This is a genomic window from Devosia riboflavina, assembly GCF_000743575.1.
GTDB lineage: Bacteria > Pseudomonadota > Alphaproteobacteria > Rhizobiales > Devosiaceae > Devosia > Devosia riboflavina.
Window position 1 is genome coordinate 52,513 of the sequence record NZ_JQGC01000013.1, and the last position, 26,203, is coordinate 78,715.

The following is a 26,203-nucleotide window of genomic DNA, read 5'->3' on the forward strand; positions in this document are numbered from 1 at the left end:
CTAACAGACTGTTAACGTCGAGCGTCACCCACAACACGCTTTGGTTAGCTCATGTAAAAAGGCCCGCCGAAGCGGGCCTTTTCATGAAATTCGTGAAGAGAGATGTCTTAGAGATCGAGCACGAGACGCTCGGGAGCCTCGAGGCTTTCCTTGACGCGGACGAGGAAGGTGACCGCTTCCTTGCCGTCGACGATGCGGTGATCGTATGAGAGCGCGAGATACATCATCGGGCGGATGACGATCTGGCCGCCGACGACGACCGGGCGTTCCTGGATCTTGTGCATGCCGAGGATACCCGACTGCGGTGCGTTGAGGATCGGGGTCGACATCAGCGAGCCATAGACACCACCGTTGGAGATGGTGAAGGTGCCGCCCTGCATGTCGGCCATCGACAGCTGGCCGTCGCGGGCCTTCTTGCCGAGGTTGCCGATTTCCTTTTCGATCTCGGCAATGCTCATCTGGTCGGCATTGCGTACGACCGGGACCACGAGGCCCTTGTCGGTACCGACGGCAACGCCGAGGTGGGCATACTGCTTGTAGATCAGGTCATCGCCATCGATCTCGGCGTTGACGGCCGGGATTTCCTTGAGGGCGTGGACCACGGCCTTGGCAAAGAAGCCCATGAAGCCCAGCTTCACGCCGTGCTTCTTCTCGAACAGTTCCTTGTAGGAATTGCGCAGGTCCATGACCGGCTTCATGTCCACTTCGTTGAACGTCGTGAGCATGGCAGCGGTGTTCTGCGCGTCCTTGAGGCGACGAGCAATGGTCTGGCGCAGACGGGTCATCTTGACGCGTTCTTCGCGCTCGGCATCGCCTGCAGCGGTCGGGGCACGCGGAGCGGCCGGCTTGGCAGCAGGAGCGGCGGCAACCGGTGCCGGAGCAGCGGCCGGAGCGGGAGCCGCCGGACGAGCGAGAGCTGCCAGCACGTCTTCCTTCAGCACCTGACCGGACTTGCCCGAACCGGCGATATTACCGGCTTCAAGACCGTTCTCGGAAATCAGCTTCTGGGCCGAGGGAGCCGGAGCGCGGTCCGTGGCCTGGATCGGCTCGGGACCGGCAGCGTTGGCGGCAGGCACTTCCGCCTTGGCCGGGGTCGGCGCTGCGGCGGGAGCCGCAGCAGGAGCCGAGGCAGCGGCGCCAGCGCCGGCAGCGATGACGCCGAGCAGCGCGTTCACATCAACGGTGTCACCGGGGTTGGCAGCAATGGCTTCGAGCACGCCTGCGGCCGGGGCCGGAACCTCGATGGTCACCTTGTCGGTTTCAAGCTCAACCAGGGGTTCATCGGCGTTGACGGTGTCGCCAACCTTCTTGAACCACTGGCCGATGGTTGCTTCGGTAACGCTTTCGCCCAGCGTCGGCACACGGATTTCTGTCGACATTGTTTGATCCTTTTATCTTGCGCTTACTTGGCGAAGGCTTCGTCGAGGAATGCCTGGAGCTGAGCCAGATGCGTGCGCATCAGGCCAGTCGCCGGCGAGGCAGCGGCCGGACGGCCGACATAACGGACGCGCTGATATTCGCGGCCCATCTGGTCGAACACCCATTCAACATAGGGCTGGATAAAGGCCCATGCACCCATGTTCTTCGGCTCTTCCTGGCACCAGACCACTTCCGCATTCGGGAAGCGGCTGAGTTCGTCGAGAAGCGCCTTGGCCGGGAACGGATAGAGCTGTTCGACGCGCAGCAGATAGACGTCGTCGAGGCCCTTCTTTTCGCGGTCTTCGAGCAGATCATAGTAGACCTTGCCGGTGCACAGCACGACGCGACGGATCTTGTCATCCGAAGCGAGCTTGATCGTGGTCTTGGGCAGGCCCGGAGCCTCGGCATCGTCCCAGAGGAGACGGTGGAAGACGCTGTCGGGGCCGAGTTCCACCAGGCCCGAAACGGCACGCTTGTGGCGCAGGAGGCTCTTGGGGGTCATCAGGATCAGCGGCTTGCGGAAGTCACGCTTCAGCTGCCGACGCAGGATGTGGAAGTAGTTGGCCGGGGTCGTGCAGTTGGCGACCTGCATGTTGTCTTCGGCGCAAAGCTGCAGGAAGCGCTCTGGACGTGCGGAGGAGTGCTCCGGGCCCTGCCCTTCATAGCCGTGCGGCAGAAGCATCACGAGGCCCGACATGCGGAACCACTTGCGTTCGCCCGACGAAATGAACTGGTCGATGACGACCTGTGCACCGTTTACGAAGTCGCCGAACTGGGCTTCCCAGAGGGTCAGAGCGCGCGGCTCGGACAGCGAGTAGCCATATTCGAAGCCGAGCACGGCTTCTTCCGAAAGCATCGAGTTGATGACTTCGTAGCGAGCCTGGTTTTCCGGATCGAGATTGTTGAGTGGGGTATAGCTCTTGTTCTCGACCTGCTGGTCGTTCAGCACCGAGTGACGCTGGCTGAAGGTGCCGCGTTCGCAATCCTGGCCCGAGAGGCGAACCGGGTGGCCTTCGGTGACGAGCGTGCCGAAAGCGAGCGCTTCGGCGGTTGCCCAGTCGATGCCCTCGCCCGACTCGATCGCGCCAAGGCGATTGTCGAGGAAGCGCTTGACCGTGCGGTGCACGTTGAGGTCGGCGGGGACCTGGGTCAGCTTGGTGCCAATCTGGATCAGCTTGTCGAGGGCAACGCCGGTTTCACCGCGGCGCGCGCCATCATCGGCGGCGGGCTTGAAGTTCTTCCAGGCGCCATCGAGCCAGTCGGCCTTGTTCGGACGGTAGTCCTGGCCGGCTTCGAATTCGGTTTCGAGCTTGGCACGCCAATCGGCCTTGAGCTTTTCGACGTCGTCAGCCGAAAGCACGCCTTCGCTGACGAGCTTTTCCGAATAGAGCTCCAGCGTGGTCTTGTGGCTCCGGATCTTGGAGTACATGAGCGGCTGGGTGAAGCTCGGTTCGTCGCCTTCGTTGTGGCCGAAGCGACGGTAGCAGAACATGTCGATGACGACAGGCTTGGCGAACTTCTGGCGGTATTCGACCGCAACCTTGGCCGCAAAGACCACGGCTTCCGGATCGTCACCGTTGACGTGCAGAACCGGGGCCTCGATCATCTTGGCGACGTCAGTCGGATAGGGCGACGAGCGCGAATACATCGGCGAGGTGGTGAAGCCGATCTGGTTGTTGATGACCAGATGGATCGAGCCGCCGGTGCGATGACCCTTGAGACCAGAGAGACCGAGACATTCGGCAATGACGCCCTGGCCGGCAAAGGCCGCATCGCCATGGATCAAGAGCGGCAGGACCATGGAGCGGTCCGGCTTGCCATCGGTGGCGATGTTGACGAGCTTGCCATCGGGAGAGATGTGCTGGTCCTGCTTGGCGCGCGACTTGCCGAGCACGACGGGATCGACGATCTCGAGATGCGAGGGGTTGGCCGTCAGCGAGAGGTGAACCTTGTTGCCGTCGAATTCGCGGTCCGAAGAAGCACCGAGGTGGTACTTCACGTCGCCCGAACCTTCGACGTCGTCGGGGTAGAAGGCGCCGCCCTTGAATTCGTGGAAGAGGGCGCGGTGCGGCTTCTGTAGCACCTGGGTCAGGACGTTGAGGCGGCCACGGTGGGCCATGCCGAGCACGACGTCCTTGATGCCGAGGGCGCCGCCGCGCTTGATGATCTGCTCAAGCGCCGGAATGGCGGCTTCACTGCCATCGAGGCCGAAGCGCTTGGTGCCGGTGTACTTGACGTCCAGGAACTTTTCGAAACCTTCGGCCTCGACCAGCTTGTTGAGGATCGCCTTCTTGCCTTCGGCAGTGAAGGTGATTTCCTTATCCGGACCTTCGATGCGTTCCTGAATCCACTGCTTGGCTTCAGGATCGGAGATGTGCATGAACTCGATGCCGACCGTACCGCAATAGGTGCGCTCAAGGATCGCCAGCATTTCCGGGATCGTGGCGTATTCAAGCCCGAGATAGTTGTCGATGAAGATCTTGCGGCTGAAATCGGCGTCGGTGAAACCGTAGCTGCGCGGATCGAGTTCCGGCGCTGGCTCATCGGCCTTCATCTTCAGCGGGTCGAGATCGGCATGCAGATGGCCGCGCATGCGATAGGCGCGGATCATCATGATGGCACGGATCGAGTCGCGCGTTGCCTGCAGCACATCGCCGGCGGTCGGCGCGGGTTTGCCTTCGGCAGCGGCCTTCTTGGCCGTAGCCTTCTCGGCCTTTATGGCGACTTCACCCCAGTTGCCATCGAGCGCCGAAACCAGATCGCCGCTCGCGGACTGTGGCCAGTCCTTGCGGCCCCAGCTTGGGCCAGCAGCATTCTTCTCGGCGATGCCATCGCTGTCATCGAGCCGGGAGAAGAAGCTGGACCACGTCGAATCGACGCTGTTGGGGTCCGTCTTGTAACGGGAGTAGAGTTGTTCGATGTAGTCGGCGTTCCCCCCATAGAGGAACGAGGTCAGCAAGAACGTGTCGTTCTTTTCCTGTCGTGTCATCGCTTTTTGTGCAGGACCTTGCGTCCTGCCATCCTTCTCAACAAACCGGCGGAGAGCCGGCTCTAAATGCGGCCGCCCAAAGTGGGGGAATATTGACCGCTTTTCCTTTGTATCTTGTTAAGACTTGCGGCGCCCGTGGGAGGCGCCGCGGCTCACACTACAATTTTTCTCGTCCACAAGCAGGCTTAACACCGAACCGTGACTGAAGCGCGACCGACATTGGTCGAAGACCGCTGCCACGTCCTCGTGGTTCGAGGGGCGCTACGCGCCCACCTCACCATGAGGACTACTCAAAACGCCTTGCACCAGTAGCCCTCATGGTGAGGTGCGAAAGTCTCGCGAGCCTCGAACCACGAGGGCGTGGCACAATTAGCCCTTGAGGACTTCAGCCAGGGTCTTGCCGATACGGGCCGGGGAGCTCGACACCTTGATGCCGGCAGCTTCCATGGCCGCGATCTTTTCTTCAGCGCCACCCTTACCGCCCGAAATTACGGCGCCAGCATGGCCCATGGTGCGGCCAGCGGGAGCGGTACGGCCAGCGATGAAACCAGCCATCGGCTTCTTGCGGCCGCGCTTGGCTTCGTCGATCAGGAACTGCGCGGCTTCTTCTTCAGCAGAGCCGCCGATTTCGCCGATCATGATGATCGACTTGGTGGCTTCGTCAGCGAGAAACATTTCGAGCATATCAATGAATTCGGTGCCCTTGACCGGGTCGCCGCCGATGCCGACGGCCGTGGTCTGGCCGAGGCCTTCATTGGTGGTCTGGAACACTGCTTCATAGGTAAGCGTGCCCGAGCGCGAAACAATACCCACCGAACCCTTGGAGAAGATCGAGCCCGGCATAATGCCGATCTTGCATTCTTCCGGGGTCAGGACGCCGGGGCAGTTCGGCCCGATGAGGCGCGACTTGCTCTTTTCGAGCTTTGCCTTGACGCGGACCATGTCCATGACCGGCACGCCTTCGGTGATGCAGACGATGAGCGGGATTTCCGCATCGATTGCTTCTTCGATGGCAGCAGCAGCGCCCGGAGGCGGAACATAGATGACCGAGGCATTGGCGCCGGTCTTTTCGCGGCCTTCGGCAACCGAAGCGAACACCGGCAGCGAGGCCGAGCCATCAAGGCCCGAGGTCCAGGTTTCGCCGGCCTTCTTGGGGTTCACGCCACCAACCATCTTGGTGCCGTAGTAGTTCAGAGCCTGTTCGGTGTGAAAGGTACCGGTCTTGCCGGTAAGGCCCTGCACGAGAACCTTGGTGTCTTTGTTGACGAGAATAGACATTGGTTTTTCTCTTCTGCAGTGCGCTTAGGCGGCTTTGGCGACGGCGGCGACGATCTTCTGCGCAGCGTCGTCGAGGTCATCGGCGGAAATCACGTCGAGGCCCGAATTGTCGAGGATGGCTTTGCCTTCCCTAACATTGGTGCCTTCGAGGCGAACCACCAGCGGCACCTTCAGGCCGACTTCCTTGACTGCAGCGATCACGCCTTCGGCGATGACGTCGCAGCGCATGATGCCGCCGAAGATGTTGACCAGGATCCCCTTCACGGCCGGATCGGCAGTGATGATCTTGAATGCAGCGGTCACCTTCTCCTTGGAGGCGCCGCCACCAACGTCGAGGAAGTTCGCGGGCTCGGCGCCATAGAGCTTGATGATGTCCATGGTGGACATGGCAAGGCCCGCGCCATTGACCATGCAGCCGATATTGCCATCGAGGGCAACGTAGGCGAGGTCATACTTGGAGGCTTCGATTTCCTTGGCGTCTTCTTCCGAGAGATCGCGAAGGGGCTTGAGCTCTTCGTGACGGAAGGAAGCGTTGTTGTCGAACGAGACCTTGGCGTCGAGAACACGCAGGCGACCGTTTTCCATGACGATCAGCGGGTTCACTTCGAGGAGGCTCATATCCTTCTCGGTGAAGGCCTTGTAGAGGATCGGGAACAGGTGTTCACCGTCCACGGCGGCCGTGCCGTCGAGCTTCAGCGCGCTGTTGATCTTGGCGATATCGGCAGCGGTGACGCCGGCGACCGGATCGATACCGACAGTGATGATCTTTTCCGGCGTGTCATGAGCAACGGCTTCGATGTCCATGCCGCCTTCAGTCGAAACGACGAAGGACACCTTGGACGTCGCGCGATCGACCAGCAGCGAGCAGTAGAGTTCGCGGGCGATATCGGCGCCGTCTTCGATATAGAGGCGGTTGACCTGCTTGCCGGCTTCGCCGGTCTGCTTGGTCACGAGCGTATTGCCCAGCATTTCCTTGGCGTTCTTGACCACGTCCTCAACGGACTTGGCCAGACGCACGCCGCCCTTGGCATCGGGACCGAGTTCCTTGAACTTGCCCTTGCCGCGACCGCCGGCATGGATCTGGCTCTTGACCACATAGAGCGGGCCGGGCAGCGACTTGGCTGCAGCTTCAGCTTCGTCGGCCGAGAAAATGGCGACGCCAGCAGCAACGGGCGCGCCATATTCCTTCAGCAGCGCCTTGGCCTGATGTTCATGGATGTTCATTGAATTCCCCTTGGGTGGGCAGAGATGATCCGGCCAATTCCAGAGACCGGAAAAGGGAGAAGCCGCTGGGGCTGCCAGCGGCTTTTCTTAGTCTTACGCCAGCTTCGGCGCGATTTTCTTACACGCCGCGATCAGGCCCTCAACGGCCTCCACGGACTTGTCGAAGGCCTTTTGCTCGGCCGAGTTCAGCGAGATCTCGATGACCTTTTCTGCGCCACCGGCGCCGATCAGTACCGGCACGCCGACATAGGTGTCCTTGACGCCATATTGGCCGGAGAGGAACGCGGCAGACGGCAGGATGCGCTTCTTGTCCTTGAGGTAGCTTTCGGCCATGGCAATGGCGGAAGCAGCCGGAGCATAGAAGGCCGAACCGGTCTTCAGGAGCGAAACGATCTCGGCGCCGCCATCACGGGTGCGCTGGATGATTTCCTCGAGGCGTTCCTTGGTGATCCAGCCCATCTTGACGATGTCGGTCAGCGGGATGCCGGCAACGGTCGAGTAGCGGGCGAGCGGCACCATGGTGTCGCCGTGGCCGCCGAGCACGAAAGCGTTGACGTCTTCGACCGACACGCCGAGTTCGTCGGCGATGAAGTGCACGAAGCGCGAAGAGTCGAGAACGCCGGCCATGCCGATGACCTTGTTGGTCGGCAGGCCCGAGAACTTCTGCAGGGCCCAGACCATGGCGTCGAGCGGGTTGGTGATGCAGATAACGAAGGCGTTCGGAGCGTACTTGGCAATGCCGGCGCCGACCTGTTCCATCACCTTGAGGTTGATTTCAAGAAGGTCATCGCGGCTCATGCCCGGCTTGCGCGGCACGCCGGCAGTGACAATCACGACGTCAGCGCCTTCGATGTCCTTGTATTCGGACGTGCCCTTGATGACCGCGTCGAAGCTCTGGCTGGGAGCGGACTGGGCGATGTCGAGGGCCTTGCCCTGCGGAACGCCGTCAACCACGTCGAACAACACGACGTCGCCAAGCTCCTTCTGGGCTGCGAGAAGGGCGAGAGTACCGCCAATCTGACCCGAGCCAATGAGTGCGATCTTCTTACGCGCCATAAGTCTTCATCCCGGACTGCGTTGATTTCGGGCACGTCTTAACCCTCCCGGGCAAGAGGGGCAAGTGAACCCTTCGTCGTAAAGGCGCAAATCGCCTTGCCGATGAGCGATGGGGGTATGCCAAACCGGCATGCTGGGTGACCAAGCCTACAGCGTCACTATTTTATGTAACTACATATTTTCTTGACGCCTGTATTTTATGTCATTACAAATAATCCATGCAGATCACCTGGGATGAGCCCAAACGTCTGAGCAATATCGCCAAGCATGGCTTGGACTTTGCCGACCTCACTTATGAGTTCTTCCTGACCGCCGACGTAAGGCCCTCCCGAAACGGACGCTTCCTCAATGTAGGGCTGCTCGGGGAGACATTGATGATCGCGGTTATATCTCGCCCGCTCGGATCGGAAGCAATTTCGGTAATATCAATGCGACCGGCGAATCCAAAGGAAAGGGATCACGCAAATGGCTAGAAAATGGCCCGAGTTTGTCACCAAGGATCTTGGCGACAGCCCCGAAGACAACGCCGAAATGCAGCGCCGCTGGGAGCAGTACGACCGCGACATGCGGGCACTGATCGCCGCGGGCGGAGTCCATCAGGACGAAGATGGCTGGTGGGTTGATGACGCCACAGGTGAGCTAATCGGCCCTGACCCGGAGATCGAGCGACCGTCCACCGACGAGGAACTGGCGCAATTTCGTCCCTTCACTGAGGTCTTCCCTGATTTGGCTGAAAGCATCAGACGCGGCCGGGGCCGCCCCCCGCTCGAAAGTCCGAAGCAGCAGGTCACCTTGCGCCTCGATGCAGATGTGCTTGAGCGTCTGCGCGCATCAGGAAAAGGCTGGCAGGGGCGCGTGAACGACGTGCTGAAAAAGGCAGTCGGCCTTTAGCGCCCTCAGAGCGGCTCTAAGCCCCCTCCTCCGCCGGCACGGCATCCCGCAGACCCTTGGCGAGGTACTCTTCGGACTGCATCTCGTTCAGACGCGAAATGGTACGTTGGAATTCAAAGGCGGTCTTGTCGTCGCGGCCGAGTTGTTCGAGCGGCACTTCGAAACTGGCGGCGAGCTTCACGCCGCGATCGTAGAGGCTGTCGATCAGGAGGATGAAGCGCTTGGCGGCGTCGGACTTGGTGCGGTCCATCTGCGGAATACCGTCGATGACGAGCGAATCGAAGTGATGCGCGATGCGGACGAAATCCCGCGTGCCGAGCGGCTTTTCGCAGAGGTCGGAAAAATTGAAACGCGCGGCGCCCATCGATTGCAGCGGCACGGGGATCTGGCGGCCGATGCTCTCCACGACAGCCGGACGGCCCGGCTCGCCGCCGGTGATCCGCAGCCACAGCTTGTCCATGGTAGCGCGCGTATCGGCGCCAAAGGCATAGACCTGCTGGCCAGCAAATTTCAGCCGGCGATAGTCTTGGCTTGAGAGCAGTTCGACAACCTCTGTCTCTTCCTTGAGCCGCGCGATGAAGGGCAAAAAGAGCTGACGGTTGAGGCCGTCCTTGTAGAGCTGGTCGGGCACGACATTGGAGGTGGCAATCAGGGTGACGCCGCCAGCGAAGAGCTTTTCGAATAGCCGGTCGAGCAGCATGGCATTGGTGATGTCGTGGACGTGGAACTCGTCAAGACAAAGCACGCGCAGGCCCGACTTCAGGATGGGTTTTGTAACCGCCTCGACCGGATCGGCATCCTCGTTCTTGCCGCGCACCACCTTGCGGAAAGCAGAAATGCCGGCATGCACTTCGTCCATGAACTCATGGAAATGGACGCGCCGCTTGTGACGCGTCGGCAGGGCGGCGAAGAACAGGTCCATGAGCATGGTCTTGCCGCGGCCCACCTCGCCCACGAGGTAGAGCCCGCGCACCGATTTGTGCCTGGAGCGCAGACCCAGAAAACTCTTGGGCTTTGTGGCAATGAGATCGTGCAGCACGCGATCGAAATACGCCGTTGCCTCGAGCTGCGCCGGATCGCTCGTCAGCGCGCCGCGCGCGACAAGGTCGAGATAGGCTTTGTGGACGGGACCCTGGAGGGAAGAGGTCATAGGCAGAGTTCCGATACCAAAGCCACCAAAACGCCATTCCCGCGGACGCGAAAAACTCCGTTGGAAACAGAGGCCCCCGCTTTCGCGGGGGTGACATGGTGGGGAGGCTGGACCGCAGGAGGTCAAGAAAAGGCCGGTCGCTAAGGACCGGCCCAAAAATCAACGCGACATCGAGATCGCCTGGCCGCCGCTCACGGTGCCGATGTAACGGCCGCCCGAGGGAGCGAGGAAGGCCGCGATATTGCCGTTATCATCATAGAGCTGCAACTGGCTGCCAACTTGCTGCCAGCCGGTAACCGAAGCGATCTGCGGCACAGCACAGCCGGGAGACGAAGCCCGATAGTAGTTCGTACCGGTCTTGGCGGTCATCGGCAGGTTGAGCTGGCAGGTGCCGGTGCCGGCCGAAACCGTCCACACGCCTTCCGGACCTGTCGAGAAGCCGGTCGCCGGGGCGCCGACATTGACGATCGAGCTATTGGTGCCGAGCTGGCCGGGGGCGGTCGCCGTGGCCGTGGTCATGGCCGGCGCACCGCCGAGAACCGGCGTGCCCGAGAGACCCGGGGCCGGCGTACCGGTCGCACCGATTGCGGGCAACGTGCCCTGCTGCACTGAGGACGACTGCACCGGCTGCAACTGCTGCGGTGCGCGCACGACGTTGAGATCGGCCGTGTTGGACCGAGCGGTCGACGAACAACCGGCCAGCGCCAGCGCGACGAGGCCCAATCCAATCACGGAGCCGGCTCCGCGCATCCAAACCTTCATTGGTCACTCCTGCCCGAAGGCTTAAAGGAAATTAACTCATTAGGCGGCTTATTAACCGAAGCTGCCTCTGGGTTCAACGCCCGACCCGCACAGAAAATCTCTCATTCCTTTATGGCAGTTTTAGGTGTTGGGCCCAGTCATGTCTTTCAACAACTCCTGGAACAGAAGCGTTGCATCGGCCGCTTCATCTTCCGGCACATCAATACCCACACCCTCGCGGCCAAAAAGGTTTGGCACGCCGGGCAGGCCGCCATCGCGCGGCTCGAGCGGATGAAAGCCATGGGCCCTCAAGGCCACGAGAATGATCCGCGCCACGCCTTCGTCGCGCACCTGGCCAATGGTAACAAAATCCATATCCGCTCCTCTTCTCGCTCAATTGTGACCGGCTGACCGCTCGGCGGCAATGCCAATCCATGTTCAATCGAACGACTCAGCGTGCTTGTGACATTGCAAAAGCGGCGCGCAAATGATGCAGTGCGGCTAAAGCCCCGCAGGCGCAAGGCGATTTGCCTTACGACCAGAGAGGGCCCGAACAGGGAACGAGATGGGCGCCTATATCATCCGCCGTCTACTGCTGATGATTCCGACGATCTTCGGCATCATGGCCGTTTCCTTTCTCATCACCCAGTTCGCCCCCGGCGGCCCCGTGGAGCAGGCGCTGGCCAATATGTCGGGCCAGAATGTCGACCTCAGCGAACGTGTGACGGGCGGCGGCGACGAAACGTTGTCCCAGCCGCCACAGGGCGCTGGCCAGAAAGGCGGCGAATATCGCGGCCGTCAGGGTCTGCCGCCCGAACTCGTCGCGCGCATCGAAAAGCAGTTCGGCTTCGACAAGCCACCGCTCGAACGCTTCGGCGCCATGCTCTGGAACTATCTGCGCTTCGACTTCGGCGAGAGCTATTATCGTGACATTTCGGTGATCGACCTGGTGAAGGAGAAAATGCCGGTCTCGATCTCGTTGGGACTATGGATGACGCTTATCGCTTATGGCGTTTCTATTCCTCTGGGGATCGCCAAAGCCCGCCGCGATGGCTCGCGCTTTGACGTCTGGACGTCCACGGTCGTCATCATCGGCTATGCGGTGCCCGGCTTTCTCGTCGCCATTGCGCTGGTCGTACTTTTTGCTGGCGGCAGTTTCTGGTCGGTATTCCCGCTGCGCGGGCTGACCTCGCCCGGCTTTGCCAATTTCCCGCTCTGGCGGCAGGTGCTCGACTATTTCTGGCACCTGGTCCTGCCTATCACCGCAATGGGGCTTGGCGCCTTTGCCACGGCGACGCTCCTCACCAAGAATTCCTTCCTCGATGAAATCTCCAAGCAATATGTGGTGACGGCCCGGGCCAAGGGGCTGACGGAAAATCGCGTGCTCTATGGTCACGTCTTCCGCAATGCCATGATGCTGATCATTGCCAGCTTCCCCGGCGCCTTTATCGGCGCTTTCTTCGGCGGCTCGCTGCTGATCGAAACCATCTTCTCGCTGGATGGCCTCGGCCTCCTCGGTTTCGAAGCCATTTCCACCCGCGATTATCCGGTGGTCTTTGCCACGCTCTACATCTTCTCGCTGCTCGGCCTCGTCATCGGGCTGATTTCCGACCTCGCCTATATGTGGGTCGATCCGCGGCTCGATTTCGAAAGCCGCGACACATGACCATGTCGCCGCTCAACCAGCGCCGCTGGGCCAATTTCCGCGCCAACAAGCGTGGCTGGTGGTCGCTCTGGATTTTCCTCGTCCTCTTCGTAGTGACGCTTGGTGCAGAACTGGTCACCAACGACCGGCCCATCCTCGTGTCCTATAAGGGCGAACTGCTGGTGCCGGCCGTGGTCACCTATCCCGAGGCAAAATTCGGCGGCTTCCTTGCCACCACCGATTATCGCCAGCCCTTCATTGCCGATGAGATCGCTGCCAACGGCTGGGCCATCTGGCCGCCGGTGCGCTTCAGCCACGATACGGTGGATGGCTACCTTCCCGCCTCCGGCACCAATCCGCCAAGCTGGATGCAGAGCTGGGACCAGTTCTGCTCGCGCTATCCGCTGGGGGTGGCGGACCCGAACTGCAACCTCGGCAATTACCACTGGCTCGGCACCGACGATCGCGGCCGCGATGTGCTGGCGCGGCTGGTCTACGGTTTTCGCATTTCCATCCTCTTCGGGCTCATCCTCACGTTCTTTTCGTCCATCATCGGCGTCTTCGCCGGGGCCGTGCAGGGCTATTTTGGCGGCTGGATCGACCTCATCGCCCAGCGCCTGATCGAAATCTGGACCTCCGTGCCGGCGCTCTATCTGTTGCTGATCATTTCGAGCGTCATCGCGCCCAGCTTCTGGGTGCTGCTGGGCATACTTCTGCTGTTCTCCTGGGTGTCGCTCGTGGGCATCGTGCGCGCCGAATTCCTGCGCGCCCGCAATTTTGAATATGTGAACGCGGCGCGGGCGCTGGGCGTCTCCAACGGCTTGATCATGTGGCGGCACCTCCTGCCCAACGCCATGGTGGCGACGCTAACCTTCATGCCCTTCATTCTCTCCGGCTCGGTGACGACGCTGACCTCGCTCGACTTTTTGGGATTCGGCCTGCCGCTCGGCTCGCCTTCGCTTGGTGAACTGCTGGCCCAGGGCAAGCGCAACCTGCAGGCGCCATGGCTCGGGCTCACCGGCTTTTTCACCATCGCCATCATGATGACTCTCCTGGTCTTCATCGGCGAAGCCGTCCGCGACGCCTTCGATCCGCGGAAGACGTTCAAATGAGGTGTGATATGATAAGGGCCGAAGGAGACCTGCGATGAACAAGATTGTTCTCGAGCACTATCCCTTGGAGAAACTTCCCGAGGATATCCAGAAGGCTGTTGGTAGCGCGGGTTCGGTTACTTTGACCATCGAAACCGAACGCCCTGTGCCGCTCGATCGCGACAAGCTCGTGGCCGAACTAAGAGCGCTGAAATTGGGGATGCTGCCTGACAAGGGGCTAAGCCTTGAAGAAGCCACAAGGCAGGTACGGCAAGTGCGCGATGAGTGGGAGGACTGATGCGGAAATTTCTTCGCATCTATGTCGACACGAATGTGTTCATAGCCCTCAAGGAAACGGGCGGGAACCTGGGTTTGAAACTAGTCGAACTATTGGCCCGGGCGCCGATAGGTCCAAACCCGCTATTGGCGACCAGCGAACTGACACTAGCGGAGCTACTGACCAAACCGTATGCCGAAGGGCGTGATGACCTCATCGATCAGTACGACAACTGGATTGTCCGCAGCGATTGGTTGGAAGTTGGACCGGTAACGCGTGACGTCCTTTGGTACGCGGCCGTTCTTCGGTCAAACTACCGAGGTCTGAAACTCCCGGACGCAATTCACATTTCCACTGCCATCGGACTTGGTTGTTCGCACTTCCTGACGAACGACATGGGCATCAAGGACAGCTACAAGGTGCTGCACAAGCGCTATGGCTTGACGAAGATATCGGAACCTCTGGAGGTTGTCCGTCCAACCGTCGACGTGCTCGACGAAATCCTCTCCGACTTAAGAGCAGATCGCTAGTGCTTCCCCTCCTCTCCGTCCGAGACTTGACCATCCGGTTCGGCGCCTTCGAGGCGGCAAAGAAGGTCAGCTTCGATATCGCGCCGGGCGAAACGCTGGCGTTGGTGGGCGAAAGCGGCTCGGGAAAGTCGGTGACGGCGCTGTCCATCCTGAAACTCCTGCCGCCTTCGGCCACACTCGAAGGCACGATTGCGCTCGATGGGCAAAACCTCGTCAGCGCCTCCGCCACGCAATTGCGCGGCGTGCGCGGCAACGAAGTCGGCATGATCTTTCAGGAGCCGATGAGCTCGCTGAACCCGGTGCATACAGTAGGCAAACAGATCGGCGAAATCCTCGAGACCCATCAGGGCATGCGCCAGACGGCGGCACGCAAGCGCACGCTTGAACTGCTGGCTGAAGTCGGCATTCCCGACCCGGAACGGCGCGTAGATGATTATCCACACCAGCTTTCGGGCGGCCAGCGCCAGCGTGTCATGATCGCCATGGCGCTGGCGAACAATCCAAAACTTCTTATAGCCGATGAGCCGACCACGGCGCTCGACGTGACGGTACAGGCGCAGATCCTGGCGCTGCTGAAAAAGCTGCAGCGCCAGCACGGCATGGCCATGCTGTTCATCACCCATGACCTGACCATCGTGCGCAAGATTGCCGACCGCGTCTCCGTCATGACCCAGGGCGAGGTCGTCGAGAGCGGACCGACGGCGGACATCTTCGCTAACCCCAAGCACGCCTATACGCAAAAACTGCTGGCGGCCTCACCGAGAGGCGCGCCGGTGCTACCCAAATCCGCGTCGCCCGTACTGGTCGAGACCAAAGACCTGAAAGTCTGGTTCCCGATCAAGCGCGGCCTGTTGCGCCGCACGGTCGGGCATATCAGGGCCGTCGATGGCGTCGATATCGCCATCCACAAGGGCGAGACTCTGGGCGTCGTCGGCGAAAGCGGCTCGGGAAAGTCGTCGCTCGGCTATGCCCTGCTGCGGCTCATTCCCTCAGACGGCAAAATCGTCATACTGGGCCAGGACATTGCCGGGCGCTCGGGCCGCGCCATGCGCCCGATGCGGAAGCATATGCAGATCGTCTTTCAGGACCCGTTCGGCTCTCTGAGCCCCCGCATGTCGGTGGGCGAGATCGTCGAAGAGGGCCTCAAGGTCCATATGCCGCGGCTGAACGTGGCCGAGCGCGAGGCCAAGGTTGTCGCCGTGCTCAACGAAGTCGGGCTCGATCCCAAGGCGGCCAATCGCTATCCGCATGAATTCTCCGGCGGCCAGCGCCAGCGTATCGCCATTGCCCGCGCGCTCGTGCTGGAGCCCGATTTCCTGGTGCTCGACGAGCCGACCTCGGCACTCGATATTTCCATCCAAGCGCAGGTCATTGACCTCCTGCGCGATGTGCAGCGCCGCCGCGACCTGACCTACCTCTTCATCAGCCACGACCTGCGCGTGGTGAAAGCGCTGGCCCATTCGGTCGTCGTCATGCGCAATGGCAGGATCGTAGAAGCCGGCCCCGCCGCAGCCATTTTCGCCCGGCCGCGCGATCCCTATACGCGCCAATTGATGGCCGCGGCCTTCGATATCGAAACCACAACCGACGGGTTGTTCCCGGCGGAAGAAACCGACTAACTTCAGCGCTAGACAAAAGCGGAGCCAGACAATGAAGCTCTCGACCCTCCTCGCCTCCGGCCTTCTCGCGCTTGGCCTTGCCGCGCCAGCCCTGGCGCAGACCCCGACCGGCGTCTGGGTACATGCCGATAGCCTCACCGAGGCCCCGAAATATGCCGAGGGCTTTGCCCATTTCGACTACGTCAATCCCGATGCGCCCAAAGGCGGCACGGTGCGGATGGGCGATCGCGGCGGCTTCGACACGTTCAATCCCCTCCTGCCCAAGGGCGAAGTTGCGAGCGGCATCGGGCTCATCTACGAAACCCTCCTTACTGCGTCGCTCGACGAGGTGAACACCTCCTACGGCATGCTGGCCGATGCCATGAAGGTGGCCGACGACTATGGCTCGGTGACCTTCCGCATGGATCCCAAGGCGCGCTGGCACGATGGCGAGCCGGTGACCGCCGAAGACGTCGTCTGGTCGTTCGAAAAATCCAAGGAACTGAGCCCGATCTACGCCCAGTATTACGCCAATATCACCACGGCGGAAGTGACGGCAGCAGGCGAAGTAACCTTCACCTTCGACATGACCGGTAACCGCGAACTGCCCCATATTCTCGGCCAGCTCCTCGTTCTGCCGCAGCATTGGTGGGAAGGCACCGATGCCAATGGCAAGCAGCGCAATCTCGGCGAGTCCACACTCGAGCCGCCGCTAGGCTCCGGCCCCTATAAGCTCGCGAGCTTCGAAGCCGGCCGTTCGGTGACCTATGAGCGCGTCGACGACTACTGGGCCAAGGACCACCCGACCCAGGTGGGCACCAACAATTTCGACGAAATCCGCTACGAATATTTCCTCGATGAATCGGTCTGGTTCGAAGCTTTCAAGGGCGATCAGTTCGATTTCTGGAGCGAATACACTGCTCGCCGCTGGGCCACGGGCTTCGATTTCCCCGCCGTCGCCGATGGGCGCGTGATCAAGGAAGAGTTCCCGCAGGACTATAATGGCCGCGGCGAAATGGTGGGTTTCATTCCGAACCTGCGCCGCGAAAAGTTCCAGGACCAGCGCGTGCGCCGGGCGCTGAACTATGCCTTCGATTTCGAGGAGTTGAACAACACCATTTTCTATAACCAGTATGCCCGGGTGAACTCCTACTTCTTCGGCCTGCCCTTCGCCGCCAAGGGCCTGCCGCAGGGCGAGGTGCTGGATATCCTCGAAAGCGTCAGGGATCAGGTGCCCGAAACGGTCTTCACCGAGGAATATGTCAATCCGGTCAACGGCGACCCGACCAAACTCAGAGAGAACCTGCGCAAGGCGCTGGGGCTCCTTACAGAAGCGGGCTACACGCTCAACGGTACCCAGCTCGTCGACGCCAATGGCCAGCAACTCACCTTCGAAATCCTGATGCACCAGCCGACGCTGGAGGCCATCGCCGCCAATCTGCAGCGCAATCTCGGGCAGATCGGCATCGCGGTGAATGTCCGCATGGTCGACACGCCGCAATATATCAACCGCCTGCGCAGCTTCGATTATGACATGATCTATGCGAGCTGGGCCCAGTCCTATTCGCCGGGCAATGAGCAGCGCTATTTCTTTGGTTCGTCCAGCGCCAATGAAGAAGGCTCGCGCAACTATGCCGGCATTGCCGATCCGGGCGTGGACGCGCTGATCGACCAACTGATTGCGACGCAGGATCGTGACACCCAGTTGGCCGTCACCGAAGCGCTCGATCGCGTTCTGCTCTCGCACGATTTCGTCGTGCCGGGCTATTCCCTGCGCTATTCACGCACCGCCCGCTGGGACCGTTTTAGCCGCCCGGAAACGCTGCCGGAATTTGCCAATGGTTTCCCCACCATTTGGTGGTGGGACGCGGAAAAGGCAGCAAAGACCGGAGGCGCGGGCCAGTAATCCTGTCACGACAGTGTCGTCGGCCCTGTGCAGTTATCCGCCCGCCGTATGGGCGATATTTCTACAAGGACTTTGGGCATGACGAACACCATCACCCGCCGCTTGGCTTTGCAACTCCTCGGCTCCGCCGCAGCCCTGCCCTTTATCGCCTCGGCCATTCCGGCCGTGGCGCAGGAAACTGCCGGCCGCATCATCGTCCTGTCCGACCTGCACTCGGCCTATGAGCGCACCGCGGAATTGCTGGCGATGCTCGAAAGCGAAGTCGCCAGCAACCCGGTCCCCCACATCATCCTGATCAATGGCGACGTCTTCGAACTGGGCAATGTGGTTGCCGTGCGCTCAGCCGGCATCATCGACTGGACCTTCCTCGAAGCCGTCGCTGCCCTCGCCCCTACCGTCCTCAATATCGGCAATCACGAGCCCGACCTCGATAGCAACCTCGCCAATGTCATCGCGCAGGCCGAGGAAATCGGCATCACCGTCGTCAGCAACATCACCGACACACGCACCGGCGCGCTTTATGCCAGCACGGATACCGACCTTGCGCTGGGCGACCTGCCGGTCCGCGTCGTCGGCATCGCCACTGACAAGCTCACCACCTATCCCAAGGATAGCCGCGAGGCCCTGACCATCCCCGAGCCCGTCGGCTGGGCCACGGAAAACCTGGCTGGCCTGCTCGAGGGCGATGTCCTGCCCGTCGTCCTCAGCCATGCCGGCGTCGTCGCCGACCGCGCCATCCTGCCGCTCCTCGCCGATGGCACGCTGCTGGTCGGCGGCCACGATCATCTGACCTTCACCCATGACGAAGGCAAGACCCGCTACGTCCATACCGGCTCGTGGAGCAGCACCTATACGGTTGTCACGGTCGGCGCCGACAAGTCGATGACGGTCGAACAGTCCCCCGTCCGCGGCGACGTTGCCGCCAACGAAGCCCTCGCCACCCTGATTGCCGACACTCTCGCCGAGCACCTCACCACGGAAGAACTGGCCGCGATCGGCACCAGCCCCGAGGCGATGACCCTGGCACAGACCGGCCGCTTCGTTGCCGAAAGCATGGCGGCAGCGGGCGAAGGCGATATCGGCTTTATCGGCCACACCACCCTGGGCAATGGCCTGCCGCAGGGCGACGTCAGCAAATATACCTTCGACTCCGTCGTCCGCTTCGATGGCAAGCTGATGGTCGCCGATGTCGATGCCAAGACGCTCGCCGAAATCCTCGCCGTGGTGAACCAGGATGAAGCCCAGACGCTGGAACAGCGCACCGGCGACTTCCTTTACGCCGCCCCGACGGGCCTGCCGACCAAGGACGTCTATCGCCTCGTGACCAATGACTGGTCGGCGACCAACCAGAAGTCGTATTTCGGGCGGGAAGACCTGGTATTCACGCCGGGTCCGGAAGTGGGCTTGAAGGCGCTGGTTGTTGCGGCGTTGAAGTAGAGCCGCGAGACCTCCTCAACTACGCGACGTCATCCTCGGGCTTGACCCGAGGACACTTCACTTACTCATTTTCCTGTAAGTACAGAGCCCTCGGGTCAAGCCCGAGGGTCACGTCCTGTGATAGTGAGAAACTCCACCCAGCGCGGGAAACCTACCCCGCCTTTCGCCCCACCAGATCCACCACATGCGACCTGCCGACATGGGTCAGGCCCTCGGCCAATTCTCTGTCCTCGTCCGCAAGGTGCAAAATCTCCAGTGCCGCAAACTTCTCGGCCAGCAACGCCTCGGTATAGAGGTTTTCCAAAATCCCCGGCCCGCCGGTCTTGTACTCAAGCTGCCGCGGGCCATAGCCCTGCAAGATCAGCAAACCACCAGGCTTCAGCGTCTCGATCATGCCGGCAAAGATTTCGTCGCGCAGTTCCGGTCCCGCGAACTGGAAGAAGATGCCGGCCACAACGTCAAAGCGCTCCGCCGGCCAGTCGTAATCAGCGATATCGAGCAAGTGCGTCTTGAGCGAAACGCCCCGCTTGTCAGCGAGCTTTTTCGCCTTGTCGAGGCCGACCGGCGAAGCATCCATCGAGACCACATCCAGCCCCTGTTCCGCGAGCCACACGCCATTGCGGCCTTCGCCATCGGCGATCGCAAGGGCCTTGCCGGACGGAGGCAGGAGAAGGTTCTGGGCGGCGAGAAAAGCGTTGGGCGCTTCGCCGAAAACATACTCGTCACGGCTGTAGCGATCGTCCCAAAAGCTCATCAGTAGTCCTGTTCGTAGAACACACCCACGCTTGAGTCACCATTCTGCCCGGCAGTGCCACGCACCACAAGGTCATTGGTCACATCGAGGTTGATCGTCACCTTGGACTGTCCATTGGCCCCAGCCGTGACGCCCAAGTAGATATTGTCCTGCAGATAGGTGCCCGCCTGCACGCCGACATTGCCCTCGGAGTCGGTGACGACATCGAGATCGGCGAGACCGGCCGCGCCACGCAGGCCATCGACGAGACCGCCGCCACCGCCACCGACCAGTTCGGCGGCTGCGCCGGCAAGCTGCGCCAACTGCAACGGCGTCAATTCACCCATGGAGCGCTTGAAGATCAGGCGGCTCAAAACTTCATCCTGCGGCAGGGTCGGGTTGGAGGTGAAGGTCACCTCAGGCGCCGAAGCACGGCCGGCAATGGTCACGAACACCGTAATGCCGTCGCCCTCGGTCCGCGCCACGAAATAGAGCTGCGGATCGAGATCGCCGAGCATGGTCACAGTGCCGGTCTCGAAATCGAGTCGCTGGCCGAGGACAGACAGTCGACCGCGATTGAGCGAGAAGGCGCCGACGGGCTGGATATTGTTGAGTGGCCCGGCAAGACGCACCGAACCGCCGACCTCGGCATCAAGACCACGGCCGCGAATGAAGATCTGGTTGGGCGCATTGATGGTCACGTCAAGCAGCAGGCCCGACGAACGGGTCTGCGGCACCGGAGCGCCAGCCGCGTCGATGCGGGCACGCTGCAGGGTCTGCTGAACCGCGGGCGGCGTGTCTATGTGGGTGACATCGATCAGCGGCGTGCCGCCACCAAAGCCTTCCGGCACTGTGATATTGGCGTTCTCGATATTGAGCGTGCCGGCAAGCAACGGCGTGCCGGTGATATTGCCGGTAAGCGTCAGGCCTCCCGAAACCGTGGCGAGGAAGATTTCGCCGTCCGAATAGCGGGCCGAATTGAGCGCGACGCGCAGATCGGCCGGGAACTGGCCGGAGAGGCCAACCGTTCCCGAGGCGGAAACACTGCCGCCGGTTGCGAGATTAGCCGTAAGGCTCTCGATGCGCGCCGAGGTGCCGGCGAGCGTCGCCCGGCCGGTAATGTCGGTAAGACGCAGGTTGAGCTCGGGATCGACATAGCCGGCGCCATTGACCGACACCGAACCACCGAACTGCGGCGCGGCAATGCTGCCCGACACATCGGCATTGAAATTGGCCGTGCCGGAAAGCTGCCCGCCCCGATCGATGAGGAAGCGATTGGCGAGGGCCAGCGGCGCCGAACCCGTCAACGTGACGGCAAGCCCGCCACCCGAAAGCGGCACGCGGCCCGAACCGGTGACATTGAGACCACCCGCGCCATTGGCGGCGAGGCGCTCGATGGCGACACTATTGCGGGAATAGGAACCAGCAACGGTGGCGCTGATCGGGGCAATGCCGAAGGACTGGATCGCGGCGGCATTGATACCGCTGCCGCGCGCATCGAACCGCACCTGCGGATTGGAAGCCGAACCCGAAACCACCGCCGTGCCATCGAGCGTACCGGCAAGGCCGAGGCTGGGCACAATCGTATTGGCGATGGAGAGCGGCAGAGAGGCGATAGTGACGTTGAGCGCCAGCGTTTCGCCGGCCGTGCCCGAGGCCGTTATGCTGCCCGAGCCGACATCGAAGCGCAGGGCGTCGAGCGCGATGCTATTGCCCTGCACCAGCAAGGTGGTGGGATTGGCGAGGCGAGCAGCAATGCTGCCCTGGGCGAGGTTGGCGCGATCGAGCGATACGCGATAGCCGCCCTCGACTGGGGCAAGGCCACCAGCGACATCGACATTGGTACCGGTGGCGAGCGCAGCCTGTGCGTCAAAGCTCGTCGTATCGCCGCTCTGGCTGGCGCGGGCATTCAGCGTGTTGACCGTGGTGCCTGCGGCAACGACGTTGCTTGCCATGACCGTACCATTGAGCGCGGGAACGCCGAAAAGGTCGACCGCCGTCGCACTGATCTCGGCGCGGCCCACGGCAATATCGTTGATCTTGAGGTTGGTGGCATTGGCGGTCAGCCCCGCCTGCTGCACGCCATCGACCGGCGACAGGGCTAGTGCAGCATTGATGCTGCCCGAGGCTTCGGTGAGCAGGAGCGCGGCGGCCAAAGAGACATCGGAAGCGGTGACGTCGAGCCGGCCGTTCAGCAATTGCGTATCGACCGCGCGGCTCACCGAGCCGAAAACGCGCGTCCCGGCGATCTCGAAATCGAGATTGTTCAGCGCCTGCTGCGCCGTGTCGGAAACAACCTGCGAGGAGAGAGTGGCGCGATGGCCATCGAGCATGGCTTCGCCACTGATGCGGCCGGTAAGGTTGCCCTGTAGCAGCGAGAGATCGAGCCCGACCTGCGCATCGCGGAGATTCCGGCCGACGAGATTGCCATTGGCGACCGTAGCATCGAGCACCAGATCAACCGGCGCTTCGGCCGAAGCCGACTTGGCCGTGCCGCGCACGACGAGGGCGCCGGAGGCCTGGTCGGTAAGAAGACCAAGATCAGAGAGATCAAGCCCGATGGCGAAATTGGCTTCGCTGGTGCCATAGACACCATCAGCGGTGAACTGCACCTGTGGATTAGTCACGGCGAAATCGTCGGCGACAATGCCGGCTTCAGTGCGAGCGAGACGACCGGAAAGAGCCACATTGCCGGCCAGCAGTTTGTCGGCGGTTTCATCGTCTATGGTGAGGTTGTTGCCTGAGCCTTCAAAGGTCAGGTCAAAACCGCCGCCAACAAAGGCAACGGAGCCCTCGGCATCGAGCGAGAGGCCGCCCGTCAATTCGCGACCGGCAAGACCCGAGAACGGCGCGATACTGTCGGTCTGCACACCAATGCGCCCGCGGAACGCGCCGCCATCGATGACACCCGACAGGCCCGCGGTCAGCGCTTCGCCAACAACGCGGAGCTGCGCTAGCTCGATCGGCTGACCGGCATTCCACAGCCCGGCAATACCAAGGCCGACGCTGTCGCCAAGCGCGGCTTCCACCGCCTCGTCGCCGGCAATGCCGGACAGCGTGCCGTCACCATTGAAGGTGATCATGCGGGTCGCTGGATCGGCGAGATTGCTGGCCACACCATTGATGGCGAGACCGACACGATTGGCGGAAAAATCGCCGGTGATCAGGTTGTCGATACCGAGATCGGCGCGCCAGTCTTCCGAACCATCGCGCCCGAAGTCGATCGTGAGTTGCGCTGCGCCCACCTGCGGCGCGCCCGGCGCCGGCAGGATGACGAGCCCGCCAGCCGGGTCGGCAATGGAGGCCGTCAGGTCGAGGCGGGAGAGGAAATTGTCGGCCGTTGTGCTGGCATTGGCCTCCAGCGCCAATTGCCCACCGGTCAGGGTCAGATCATTGAGCTCGACGCCGCCGGCGCTGCGCACCAGGGCGTTGAGCGAGAGCCGCGTATCTTCGCCGAAGAACGGGCGATACTGCTCGGCCATGAGCATGGAGAGCGGCCCGCCGAGATCGGCGTCGATGGCAAAACCTTCGGCCGTCTGGTTGATGGTCGAAACGCCAGCCAGTGCCGTCTGGCCATTGGCGAGCAACGTCAGGTCGGCGCGCAGGTCGGCCACCGGCCCCTGCCCCGCCAGCGTCAACTGCATGGCCGGCCGCCCCTCGATATTGAGGAGATTGGCGAGAACGCCATTTTCCGGCTCGTTGAGATCGAACTTCAGGTCGATCTCATTGGTGTCGCGCACATAGGACACGTCGAGATTGAGCGTGCCGCCCGGCCCGTCGAGGCGCACGATATCGAGCGCCGTGTTGAGATTGCCGCCTTCGAGCGCCAGGTTGCCGGCGAGCGAAATTTCCGAGCCGAGGCCAAAGACACCGTCCCCGAAGGTGACGCGCGGCACCGAAAGTTCGCCGATATTGATGGCCACCGGGAATTCCGGCACCGAAAAGCTGCCTGCTTCCGGCGGCGGCAGGTCGACACCCTCGGCCGGAATGGCATTGCGGATATAGTCGATCGACTCGGCCTTGAGCGAATTGACCTGCAATCGGCCGGTAAAGAGCGCCGCCTGGCTCCAGTTGAGGCTCGCATTATTAACGCGCAGCCAGACGCCCTGCTGGTCGGCAATGGTGATCTCGCGGATCGACACATCCGAGCCGAGCGCGCCGTCGATATTGGACAAGCGAATCTGCCGCTCGGGCGTCGAAAGCTGCCCTTCGACGAAGCCTGTCAGCCAATCCTTCTGCGCTTCATCGGAATTGTCCTGCGCAAACAGAGCGACGGGCACGCCGATCAGCGGCACGAGAACGAGCGAAGCCAGGGCAACGCGGCGGTATTTTTGCTTCACAATCGGCATCATCAGAAAGCCTGCCCGATGCCGACATAAAGCGCATAGTCCGGATCGCCGGCCCGCTTATTGAGCGGAATGGCCACGTCGAGCCGCAGCGGCCCGAGGCCGGTATAGTAGCGAACGCCCGCGCCAACCCCGAGACGCAGGTCTTCGAGACCGGGGAAGGTATCAGCCGCGACATAGCCGCCATCGACGAAACCGACGACGCCGATGGATTCGGTCACCTTCGCCCGCGCTTCAAGCGAAGCTTCGAGGAGGTAGCGTCCGCCGGTCACGCCGCCCTTGCCATCGTCGACGCCGATGGATTTGACCGCATAGCCGCGCACCGAGCCACCGCCGCCGGCAAAGAACAGCTTGTCCGGCGCGATTTCATTGAGCGCCGGCCCGAGCAGCGCACCAGCCTTGACGCGGCCGGCCAGCACGAACTGGTCATCTTCGGAGAACCCGAAATAGGTGCGGGCTTCGGCGGTGAGCCGCAGACCCATCTTGTCGAAGGAGAAGTCGTAATAGGGCTCGGCATTGCCCGAGAGATACCAGCCCTCGGTCGGATCGACCGTGCTATCGCGCCCGTCGAAGGTCGCGCCGGCATAGATGCCGAGGGTCGAGAAGTCGCGGGTACCAAAGACGTCGTCGAAGCGCGCCCGCTCATAGACCACGCCGCCTTCGGCCGTCAGCTCATCCGAGAAATAGTGCGTCAGGCCCAGACGCGCCTGCGCTGAGGTTTCCGTATAGGTCGGATAGATCGTGCGCTCAGCCGCGATGGCGGCAACGAGATCGGTATCGGGGGTAAGAAAGCCCGGCTTGGTAAAGGTGCCGCCGAACATGTAGTCGAACTGGGCGGTATCTATGGGCCAGGCGATGCTGGCGACGCGCGCATCGAGCCGCAGCCTCTCGGCCTGACCAAAGAGATTGCGCCAGAGGTGGAAACCTTCGACGCCGAGACCGTCCACGGTGGAATAGGTCGCGCCAGCACCAAAGCGGCGGCCGGGCAGTTCTTCGACCAGCAGCTCATAGGGGAGCAGGCCGTCTGGCGAAATGTCCTGCGCTGCCTGGAAGCGGGCCGCGCGGAAGACTTCGAGCCGGTCGAGACGCTTTTGTGCGCGCGTCAGGTCGTCTGGATCATATTCCTGGCCGACGGCAAGCCCGGTCTGCTGGCGCACGAATTCCGGGTTCATGTTCTGCGTGCCGGTGACGGTGATGTCGCCAAAGGCCGCGAGGCGGCCCGGATTGACGTTGATGGTCACATCCACGGTGTTGTTGGCGTGATTGGCCACCACATCGCGGCCGACAATCTCGGCCTTGGCATAGCCCTGCTGCTGCCAGGCCTGCACGGCAAGCTGCTCGGCCGCAAGGATCACCGAAGAGCGCGCCACCAGGCCGGCACCAAAACCGCGCAGCACCGGCAGATCGACCTGATCGTCGGGATCGCTGGTCGCGGGCGCCTGGTTGGCAATGTTGACGCTGTTGAAGGTAAAGAGCGGGCCGGGATCGACCGAAACACTCACATCGACCGGATTGGGCAGCCGCGCATCGGGCGCCAGCTTGGAGGCCTCTACGCCGCCGATGAGAATGCTGATCGCAGCGCCGTAGTGGCCTTCATTATAGAGAGCCGCGATGATGCGCCTGTAGTCGCCGCGTGCCTTGGCAAGGAGGCCGGCGACGCCAGAAGCAGGCTCGCCCTGATCGGCGACAAGCGAGGAAGCATTGCGCGCCGCATTTTCGACCGCGCCAGTCTGGGTCGAGGCGAACGTGACGACATAGTTCTGCGGATCAATGATCACCGCATCCTGAGTCTCGTCCTCGAAAAACTTGAAGCCGAACAGTTCAAAACCATGCGCAGGAGCCGCCACAGCCAGGGAGGCCGCGGCGATGCACAAGGCGCCAATACTCGATAC

General features: G+C 61.9%; 20 protein-coding genes. 9 read left to right on the top strand and 11 right to left on the bottom strand.

Annotated elements, in window-relative coordinates; translation table 11 throughout:
• Window positions 1-107: 107 nt before the first annotated feature.
• The 5 genes from odhB to mdh all read right to left on the bottom strand — a co-directional run bounded on the left by odhB (window position 108) and on the right by mdh (window position 7,966).
• Window positions 108-1,379, bottom strand: a complete 1,272-nt coding sequence (gene odhB, locus JP75_RS14285) for a 2-oxoglutarate dehydrogenase complex dihydrolipoyllysine-residue succinyltransferase (protein WP_035084094.1) — start codon at window positions 1,377-1,379, stop codon at window positions 108-110.
• 23 nt (window positions 1,380-1,402) lie between these two features.
• A complete protein-coding gene (locus tag JP75_RS14290; RefSeq protein ID WP_035084095.1) occupies window positions 1,403-4,408 on the bottom strand; it encodes a 2-oxoglutarate dehydrogenase E1 component in 3,006 nt (1,001 codons plus the stop codon).
• 369 nt (window positions 4,409-4,777) lie between these two features.
• Window positions 4,778-5,686, bottom strand: a complete 909-nt coding sequence (sucD, locus tag JP75_RS14295) for a succinate--CoA ligase subunit alpha (RefSeq protein ID WP_035084097.1) — start codon at window positions 5,684-5,686, stop codon at window positions 4,778-4,780.
• A 24-nt stretch (window positions 5,687-5,710) separates the two neighbouring features.
• Window positions 5,711-6,910: an ADP-forming succinate--CoA ligase subunit beta gene (sucC, locus tag JP75_RS14300; RefSeq protein WP_035084099.1), complete on the bottom strand. Its 1,200-nt coding sequence runs from the start codon at window positions 6,908-6,910 to the stop codon at window positions 5,711-5,713.
• 93 nt (window positions 6,911-7,003) lie between these two features.
• Window positions 7,004-7,966 carry a malate dehydrogenase gene (gene mdh, locus JP75_RS14305; RefSeq protein WP_035084101.1) on the bottom strand — a complete coding sequence of 321 codons (963 nt, stop codon included), beginning with the start codon at window positions 7,964-7,966 and terminating at the stop codon, window positions 7,004-7,006.
• A 218-nt stretch (window positions 7,967-8,184) separates the two neighbouring features.
• Here mdh and JP75_RS14310 point away from each other — a divergent pair, with 218 nt between their 5' ends.
• Together JP75_RS14310 and JP75_RS14315 are read left to right on the top strand one after the other, a co-directional pair.
• Entirely contained in the window at window positions 8,185-8,439 is a 255-nt protein-coding gene (locus tag JP75_RS14310; protein ID WP_035084103.1) for a BrnT family toxin, read from the top strand.
• Window positions 8,432-8,857 carry a BrnA antitoxin family protein gene (locus JP75_RS14315; RefSeq protein WP_035084104.1) on the top strand — a complete coding sequence of 142 codons (426 nt, stop codon included), beginning with the start codon at window positions 8,432-8,434 and terminating at the stop codon, window positions 8,855-8,857. Before JP75_RS14310 ends, JP75_RS14315 begins: the two co-directional genes overlap by 8 nt.
• A 16-nt stretch (window positions 8,858-8,873) precedes the next feature.
• On the opposite strand, the gene zapE is transcribed toward JP75_RS14315, so the two are convergent.
• From zapE to JP75_RS14330, 3 genes are all read right to left on the bottom strand, one after another.
• Window positions 8,874-10,007 carry a cell division protein ZapE gene (zapE, locus tag JP75_RS14320; protein WP_035084106.1) on the bottom strand — a complete coding sequence of 378 codons (1,134 nt, stop codon included), beginning with the start codon at window positions 10,005-10,007 and terminating at the stop codon, window positions 8,874-8,876.
• Window positions 10,008-10,166: 159 nt separating this feature from the next.
• A complete protein-coding gene (locus JP75_RS25370; RefSeq protein ID WP_051960721.1) occupies window positions 10,167-10,769 on the bottom strand; it encodes an AprI/Inh family metalloprotease inhibitor in 603 nt (200 codons plus the stop codon).
• A gap of 120 nt (window positions 10,770-10,889) precedes the next feature.
• The gene (locus JP75_RS14330) at window positions 10,890-11,123 is read right to left on the bottom strand and encodes a hypothetical protein (protein ID WP_035084107.1); all 234 of its coding nucleotides are present in this window, start codon (window positions 11,121-11,123) and stop codon (window positions 10,890-10,892) included.
• A 190-nt stretch (window positions 11,124-11,313) separates the two neighbouring features.
• Between JP75_RS14330 and JP75_RS14335 the strand changes: the two genes are divergently transcribed.
• The 7 genes from JP75_RS14335 to JP75_RS14365 all read left to right on the top strand — a co-directional run bounded on the left by JP75_RS14335 (window position 11,314) and on the right by JP75_RS14365 (window position 19,232).
• Window positions 11,314-12,414, top strand: a complete 1,101-nt coding sequence (locus tag JP75_RS14335) for a microcin C ABC transporter permease YejB (RefSeq protein WP_035084109.1) — start codon at window positions 11,314-11,316, stop codon at window positions 12,412-12,414.
• A complete protein-coding gene (locus JP75_RS14340) occupies window positions 12,411-13,505 on the top strand; it encodes an ABC transporter permease (RefSeq protein WP_051960722.1) in 1,095 nt (364 codons plus the stop codon). Before JP75_RS14335 ends, JP75_RS14340 begins: the two co-directional genes overlap by 4 nt.
• Window positions 13,506-13,539: 34 nt before the next feature.
• Window positions 13,540-13,782, top strand: a complete 243-nt coding sequence (locus JP75_RS14345; protein WP_035084114.1) for a hypothetical protein — start codon at window positions 13,540-13,542, stop codon at window positions 13,780-13,782.
• On the top strand, window positions 13,782-14,291 hold the full coding sequence (locus JP75_RS14350; RefSeq protein ID WP_035084116.1) for a type II toxin-antitoxin system VapC family toxin: 510 nt from the start codon (window positions 13,782-13,784) through the stop codon (window positions 14,289-14,291). Before JP75_RS14345 ends, JP75_RS14350 begins: the two co-directional genes overlap by 1 nt.
• Before the next feature lie 26 nt (window positions 14,292-14,317).
• Window positions 14,318-15,910, top strand: a complete 1,593-nt coding sequence (locus JP75_RS14355) for an ABC transporter ATP-binding protein (protein WP_244446317.1) — start codon at window positions 14,318-14,320, stop codon at window positions 15,908-15,910.
• 31 nt (window positions 15,911-15,941) lie between these two features.
• Window positions 15,942-17,795: an extracellular solute-binding protein gene (locus tag JP75_RS14360; RefSeq protein WP_035084122.1), complete on the top strand. Its 1,854-nt coding sequence runs from the start codon at window positions 15,942-15,944 to the stop codon at window positions 17,793-17,795.
• Between the two features lie 78 nt (window positions 17,796-17,873).
• The gene (locus JP75_RS14365; RefSeq protein WP_035084125.1) at window positions 17,874-19,232 is read left to right on the top strand and encodes a metallophosphoesterase; all 1,359 of its coding nucleotides are present in this window, start codon (window positions 17,874-17,876) and stop codon (window positions 19,230-19,232) included.
• Window positions 19,233-19,383: 151 nt separating this feature from the next.
• On the opposite strand, the gene JP75_RS14370 is transcribed toward JP75_RS14365, so the two are convergent.
• From JP75_RS14370 to JP75_RS14380, 3 genes are read right to left on the bottom strand one after another with little or no spacing between them, the layout of a single operon-like run.
• On the bottom strand, window positions 19,384-19,986 hold the full coding sequence (locus tag JP75_RS14370) for an SAM-dependent methyltransferase (RefSeq protein WP_035084128.1): 603 nt from the start codon (window positions 19,984-19,986) through the stop codon (window positions 19,384-19,386).
• Window positions 19,986-24,317 carry a translocation/assembly module TamB domain-containing protein gene (locus JP75_RS14375; RefSeq protein ID WP_051960723.1) on the bottom strand — a complete coding sequence of 1,444 codons (4,332 nt, stop codon included), beginning with the start codon at window positions 24,315-24,317 and terminating at the stop codon, window positions 19,986-19,988. Before JP75_RS14375 ends, JP75_RS14370 begins: the two co-directional genes overlap by 1 nt.
• On the bottom strand, window positions 24,317-26,185 hold the full coding sequence (locus tag JP75_RS14380) for an autotransporter assembly complex protein TamA (RefSeq protein WP_244446318.1): 1,869 nt from the start codon (window positions 26,183-26,185) through the stop codon (window positions 24,317-24,319). Before JP75_RS14380 ends, JP75_RS14375 begins: the two co-directional genes overlap by 1 nt.
• Window positions 26,186-26,203: the final 18 nt, after the last annotated feature.

Bases quoted from the DNA above. Each gene is read 5' to 3' on its own strand.
- odhB (WP_035084094.1), bottom strand. From the start codon at position 1,379: ATGTCGACAGAAATCCGTGTGCCGACGCTGGGCGAAAGCGTTACCGAA.
- JP75_RS14290 (WP_035084095.1), bottom strand. From the start codon at position 4,408: ATGACACGACAGGAAAAGAACGACACGTTCTTGCTGACCTCGTTCCTC.
- sucD (WP_035084097.1), bottom strand. From the start codon at position 5,686: ATGTCTATTCTCGTCAACAAAGACACCAAGGTTCTCGTGCAGGGCCTT.
- sucC (WP_035084099.1), bottom strand. From the start codon at position 6,910: ATGAACATCCATGAACATCAGGCCAAGGCGCTGCTGAAGGAATATGGC.
- mdh (WP_035084101.1), bottom strand. From the start codon at position 7,966: ATGGCGCGTAAGAAGATCGCACTCATTGGCTCGGGTCAGATTGGCGGT.
- JP75_RS14310 (WP_035084103.1), top strand. From the start codon at position 8,185: ATGCAGATCACCTGGGATGAGCCCAAACGTCTGAGCAATATCGCCAAG.
- JP75_RS14315 (WP_035084104.1), top strand. From the start codon at position 8,432: ATGGCTAGAAAATGGCCCGAGTTTGTCACCAAGGATCTTGGCGACAGC.
- zapE (WP_035084106.1), bottom strand. From the start codon at position 10,007: ATGACCTCTTCCCTCCAGGGTCCCGTCCACAAAGCCTATCTCGACCTT.
- JP75_RS25370 (WP_051960721.1), bottom strand. From the start codon at position 10,769: ATGAAGGTTTGGATGCGCGGAGCCGGCTCCGTGATTGGATTGGGCCTC.
- JP75_RS14330 (WP_035084107.1), bottom strand. From the start codon at position 11,123: ATGGATTTTGTTACCATTGGCCAGGTGCGCGACGAAGGCGTGGCGCGG.
- JP75_RS14335 (WP_035084109.1), top strand. From the start codon at position 11,314: ATGGGCGCCTATATCATCCGCCGTCTACTGCTGATGATTCCGACGATC.
- JP75_RS14340 (WP_051960722.1), top strand. From the start codon at position 12,411: ATGACCATGTCGCCGCTCAACCAGCGCCGCTGGGCCAATTTCCGCGCC.
- JP75_RS14345 (WP_035084114.1), top strand. From the start codon at position 13,540: ATGAACAAGATTGTTCTCGAGCACTATCCCTTGGAGAAACTTCCCGAG.
- JP75_RS14350 (WP_035084116.1), top strand. From the start codon at position 13,782: ATGCGGAAATTTCTTCGCATCTATGTCGACACGAATGTGTTCATAGCC.
- JP75_RS14360 (WP_035084122.1), top strand. From the start codon at position 15,942: ATGAAGCTCTCGACCCTCCTCGCCTCCGGCCTTCTCGCGCTTGGCCTT.
- JP75_RS14365 (WP_035084125.1), top strand. From the start codon at position 17,874: ATGACGAACACCATCACCCGCCGCTTGGCTTTGCAACTCCTCGGCTCC.
- JP75_RS14370 (WP_035084128.1), bottom strand. From the start codon at position 19,986: ATGAGCTTTTGGGACGATCGCTACAGCCGTGACGAGTATGTTTTCGGC.
- JP75_RS14375 (WP_051960723.1), bottom strand. From the start codon at position 24,317: ATGATGCCGATTGTGAAGCAAAAATACCGCCGCGTTGCCCTGGCTTCG.